This is a genomic window from Selenomonas sp., from assembly GCF_052169755.1.
Lineage (GTDB): Bacteria > Bacillota > Negativicutes > Selenomonadales > Selenomonadaceae > Selenomonas.
On record NZ_JBQNBV010000146.1, the window covers coordinates 1 to 4,619 of the forward strand.

Sequence of the window (4,619 nt, forward strand, 5' to 3'; positions counted from 1 at the left end):
GGGTGCTTGATGGTGCGGCAGTCGGCGAAGTGGAACTTGCCCGACTTTGTATTTGCGAGATAGTCCGAGGCGAGCGCGGGCGTGGCGATGGTGAGAGCCACAGCTGCGACGGTGGCAAGCGCGAGTTTCTTGAACATGGGGTATTCCTCCTTTAGGGATAATCAGCACGAATACGAAAAGTGTACTTAATTGGCGTTATTTTCTGATTGCAGGATGATACCAAAGTTCATCCTGCATATCCTGGAAGCTCATAACTAAATCATGAACATGCTTCCAATTTATTTTCTTCGCCGTGTCACTGGAAAGTGTGCACTTCATAATGGTGTCGTTGAATTTATTTCCGTATTGATCTATCAAACTTCCATTTGCGAAGATTGTTACTTCGCTTATCGGAAGATTTGCCTTGTATAGCGTTTCCATGACCTTGCTAGCCTGTATCATGAGGGCGCGGCGAAGTTGTTCATCTGAAAATACGTTCATGTTGGCTTGGCAGTGAACTAATACAATCTTTGAGTCATCCATTTTGCCAAGATTATCATTTATATCGACGCTTATAAAGTTTTCTTTCAAGGATTGACGACAAAGAAGTTTAATTTGCTCGGGAATCCATGCCTCGTATTTGGCTTGGTCATCATATACTTTTTGTGCGGCAGCATCGGCGGCGGCTTGTTCCTTCGCTTTCGCCGCCTGTTCCTCTTTTTGGTTCTTCTCGGCGGCTTCCTGTGCTTTTTTCTCTTCCTTCTCTGCCTTTTCTTGCGCTTCCTGTGCTTGCTTTGCGATTCGATTTTGCTCTATGTCAGCGTGCTGCTCAGGTGACATGGTAAGCGTACCGCCAATCGTAGCAATAATCAGAAGCCCAATAGAACATCCTACGAAAATTAAACGAGGACGGTATGCTTTTTTTCGAAAAAAGGCGTAGATGAGAAATGCAAAACTTATTGGAATCAAAGCAAGAGAAACAAAAGCTAAAACGGTGAAAAAAGTATTCATCAAAGATACACCTTTCTATAAAAAATAGATTGTTATTTTACAACGTCACATTATACATAACGACCTTGCCGACAAGCCGCAAGTCTTCGCAGTTGTCATAGCTGAAAATGATGTCGCGATAGGACATATCGCTGCTGTCGGGACGGAAGATGAACTCTTGGTGCTCTTTGTCGTTGAAAAATCGCTTGACCGTGTAATCACCGTTATTGCTGACGACCACAATATCGCCATTCTTAATTTGCGGCAGCTCGATTTTTGTGAGTACAGCGATGATTGCGCCGTTACAGATAACATTGTTCATGCTTTCGCCGCTGACGGGCATGAGGATGATGTTTTTATTGCGTGCGTATCGTCCGAGCATACAGTCGGGGACAGTCACAAGCGGCAGATCGGTCAGCCCTTCAATGGTAGTAAGGCTTCCGGCGGCGACCGCATCGGGTACATAGCGGTAGGTGGATGAGGGAAGGGCTGCGGGTTCTTCTGATGGGGTGTCTTCCAGAAAATAGCTTTTCCCTACATCAAAGTAATCGGCTATTTGTTGGATAAGCCCCATTGTTCGCGGCATAGATTTTCCCAACACCCATTTTCCTACGGTACTTTCAGAAACATTGAGGATTTTTGCTAATTCATTTTGATTTAAATCGTGCTCTTTAAGCATTTTTCTAAGGCGTTCGCTAAATAGATCACGCGCTTTTAGCGTCTTGTCAGATAGAGACATCGCTTGTACACCTCCATAGCATAAGTATAGAATAAAATTCTAGTTTTTGCAATATAAATATAAAAATATAGAAAAATATTCTTGACACTAGAATTTAATTCTATTATACTGATATCAGAAAAGAAACGGGAGGTGATTATGTTGTTCCCTAAGATATCCCTGAAAGCAGCTCGTGTAAATGCGAATCTCACGTTGCTGGATGCTGCAAAGCTTTTGGGAGTGGGAAAAGACACTCTTATAAAGTGGGAACGTAATCCAGATCGCGTTCAACCACGTTATCAAAAACGCATATCTAAGGTGTATGAAATGCCTATCGATGTGATTTTTTTTGGGATCTGACTAGAATTTAATTCTATATCATCACCAGCGCAATCCAGCGGGGCGGCGTAGAGAGGGGGTGAGATGGATGGAGATCAAGCGATTGACTGAACGACTGGACAATTATGTTTTTCGGCATCAAGGAATCATGCTTCTGCTCGACATCGTATGCATTATCATTGCTGTTGTGTGCACAATAATCAACGTAGCAGGGCTATTACACTAGCGACAGCCGCAATGACACTAGCTATGGCAGCTGTCTTTGCAAGGCGACGGTTTCGTAGGCTTTCTCTATAAGCATAGCGAATGTCTTCACCTTTGACGGATAGGTTGAACAAGTCTGTATCTTTGAAGATGTAGCCCTTTACATAATCTTCAGGGCATGTTTCCCAAAACAGCATGACCGTTTCAAAGCGTTTTTCGTTCATTCTTGCGTCATCAAGGAATGAGGAATACGCGAAATTATCGCCTATCATGTCATAGAAAAATGAACTGTCCCAATCGGGAAAGACTTTTCTGATTTGGGCAAAGGTGATTCTTCCGTCTTCATCAGCAGCCATTACCAATCGTTCGCATGTTTTTCGGGAATATCCCATTCGTGAGCACATCCTTTCCGTGTTCATTGTACCATGGAGCGCGAGGCGGCAACAAGACAAGAAGGAGAAGTCGGCTTGAGAGGGGGTGAGGAAATGGAGATCATCATCAAAGGCGAGGCGAAAGAAATCGCCGCCCTGCTACTGGAGATAGAAGGGCGACGAAACAAAGAAGCCGATGTCGATAAGATTGCTCAAACCATCACTAAGACTTTGAGCAGCACACGGTACATGAACTCTTTGTTGTAATCCATCGTCATCAAGGCGATGTGCGGGACAATCGTATCAATGGAAGTCGGATTTTCGCATTGATGAACCTCCTCTTTCATTTTTTCCATCAGCCGCTCAATAGATCGATCTTCAAGCATCTCTTTGTGAACGGCTTGGAAAATGGCATTCAGTTCGTCTTTTGTCATATCAACCCCTCCTTTCCGTGATGATTATACCACGGTGGGGAGTAGGGCAACAACCGCGAGAGGGGGAGAGAGATGGAGGACAACGATACGCTGAGTATCATAGCGTTTATCGCAAGTTTGCTGGCGTTTATTGCAGCATTTTCCAGATAGTGAGGAGGGAAAAGGATGAAAGTCAAGATTGAACGGTTGCACGATGTTCCGCTTCAAGTCGTTCATACGGCAGATGGTGATGCGTTCTACAATCTGGCAGATATTTCGGAACGTCTGAACGTGAAGCCGGATTTGCAGAATGGGATGCAAAAAAGCCCCATGCACATATCTAGTCAGATTGTGTGGGGCTGGCGCTTGGTCGATGGGAACTTCATTGAATCCGTGTTCGTTGACCAAACCTGTGCAGAGCAGTTGCTTTTCGGAGGGCTTACGACGGAACTGCAAACGTAATGCTTCGGATAGAGTTGCAGTCTATCCGTGCTTTACGGTTGCCGTCATAGGTGATTTCGACGTGCCCTTGCGACATAAGTTCCAGAGCATTCAAGCGGTCGCCATGTACTTGGTCATTCCAAATACGGGTGACATGACGGAACTCATGGATACCGTCGATTGTTTCTACTCGGATGGTTGCCACGATGATCGCCTCCCTTCGCTGTGATTATATCACGGTGGGAAGGCAGGCAACAACCGCGAGAGGGGGTGAGATGGGTGGAGGACATCGATACGCTGAGTATCATTGCGTTTATTGCAAGTTTGCTGGCGTTTATTGCAGCATTTTCCAGATAGTGATGATGTCGGGAAAGAATGACTTGATGAACGCGAGTACCGACAGGACGATGGCGATGATGTTGAGGCGGTAGGTCATAAGCGTTGTCCGTATATGGCGGTTGCGAACCTCAAGATAGTCCCGTCCTGTCATGGAGATGGCGAAGGCTTCATCAAATCGGACGTAAGGCGTATCACTTGGTACGGTACGATAAACATAGCCCTTGTCAAGAAGCACTTGCAAACCACTCACCATGAGATGCGGCTGCGTGTTGAAGATGGCGGCAATATCGGTCGCAGAGGCGCTGTTACGAATTTTGATGAGTTTCAAAACGGCTTCGAGAGTGTCACCTAGTTCGTTCGGCATAGACATAAAATCACATCCTTTCGTGCTTAGTATAGCACGGTGAGGGAGATGGGGAAAAGAGCGTCTGCGCCGTCAAGGACAAGGATGAGAAGAAGCCCGCGTGAGGGCGGGCGTAGAGAGGGGGTGAAGAAAGTGGAGCTGCGAAGATTCCGCATGAAAGGAAAAAACGACCCGGACGAGTTCTTCACATGGTGCGCGAAGAAAGGTCTGAGCCGTGAGGATCTGATGCTTATTCTTGCGTCGGTAGAGCTTGATACTTCCGTCGGAGCTCTACCAGCGTATCTGCATAAAGAGGAGAGTGAGAGCGTGGGGCAAATGAAGTTTGAGACCTACCTGCGAAGTGTTTTGACGGATGCGCAGATTCACTGTTTTGTACGAGAGAACAGGCTGCGTGAGCGCGGATATGTCGTAATGCTTGCGAGCTGCTTTGCAACACCCGTCGAAGCCAAAAACGCCGCCAT

Annotated in this window: 8 protein-coding genes; 3 read left to right on the plus strand and 5 right to left on the minus strand. The window is 46.2% G+C overall.

Annotated features, from left to right (window positions below; genetic code table 11):
* Nucleotides 1–195 precede the first annotated feature (195 nt).
* The gene (locus ACTTKG_RS09165) at nt 196–993 is read right to left on the minus strand and encodes a hypothetical protein (protein WP_442673902.1); all 798 of its coding nucleotides are present in this window, start codon (nt 991–993) and stop codon (nt 196–198) included.
* 34 nt (nt 994–1,027) lie between these two features.
* Entirely contained in the window at nt 1,028–1,708 is a 681-nt protein-coding gene (locus ACTTKG_RS09170; RefSeq protein ID WP_442673903.1) for a LexA family protein, read from the minus strand.
* A 138-nt stretch (nt 1,709–1,846) separates the two neighbouring features.
* Here ACTTKG_RS09170 and ACTTKG_RS09175 point away from each other — a divergent pair, with 138 nt between their 5' ends.
* The gene (locus ACTTKG_RS09175) at nt 1,847–2,047 is read left to right on the plus strand and encodes a helix-turn-helix transcriptional regulator (protein WP_442673904.1); all 201 of its coding nucleotides are present in this window, start codon (nt 1,847–1,849) and stop codon (nt 2,045–2,047) included.
* A gap of 179 nt (nt 2,048–2,226) precedes the next feature.
* Here the strand turns inward: ACTTKG_RS09175 and ACTTKG_RS09180 are convergent, their stop codons facing one another.
* Together ACTTKG_RS09180 and ACTTKG_RS09185 are read right to left on the minus strand one after the other, a co-directional pair.
* Nucleotides 2,227–2,622, minus strand: coding sequence for a hypothetical protein (locus ACTTKG_RS09180; protein ID WP_442673905.1), 396 nt, complete (start codon nt 2,620–2,622; stop codon nt 2,227–2,229).
* A 191-nt stretch (nt 2,623–2,813) separates the two neighbouring features.
* Nucleotides 2,814–3,035, minus strand: coding sequence for a hypothetical protein (locus ACTTKG_RS09185; RefSeq protein ID WP_442673906.1), 222 nt, complete (start codon nt 3,033–3,035; stop codon nt 2,814–2,816).
* 165 nt (nt 3,036–3,200) lie between these two features.
* Here ACTTKG_RS09185 and ACTTKG_RS09190 point away from each other — a divergent pair, with 165 nt between their 5' ends.
* The gene (locus ACTTKG_RS09190; protein ID WP_442673907.1) at nt 3,201–3,476 is read left to right on the plus strand and encodes a hypothetical protein; all 276 of its coding nucleotides are present in this window, start codon (nt 3,201–3,203) and stop codon (nt 3,474–3,476) included.
* 313 nt (nt 3,477–3,789) lie between these two features.
* Here ACTTKG_RS09190 and ACTTKG_RS09195 read toward each other — a convergent pair whose 3' ends face one another.
* The gene (locus ACTTKG_RS09195) at nt 3,790–4,158 is read right to left on the minus strand and encodes a hypothetical protein (protein ID WP_442673908.1); all 369 of its coding nucleotides are present in this window, start codon (nt 4,156–4,158) and stop codon (nt 3,790–3,792) included.
* A 123-nt stretch (nt 4,159–4,281) separates the two neighbouring features.
* Between ACTTKG_RS09195 and ACTTKG_RS09200 the strand changes: the two genes are divergently transcribed.
* A partial coding sequence (locus ACTTKG_RS09200) for a hypothetical protein (protein WP_442673909.1) occupies nt 4,282–4,619 on the plus strand: 338 nt, incomplete at its 3' end.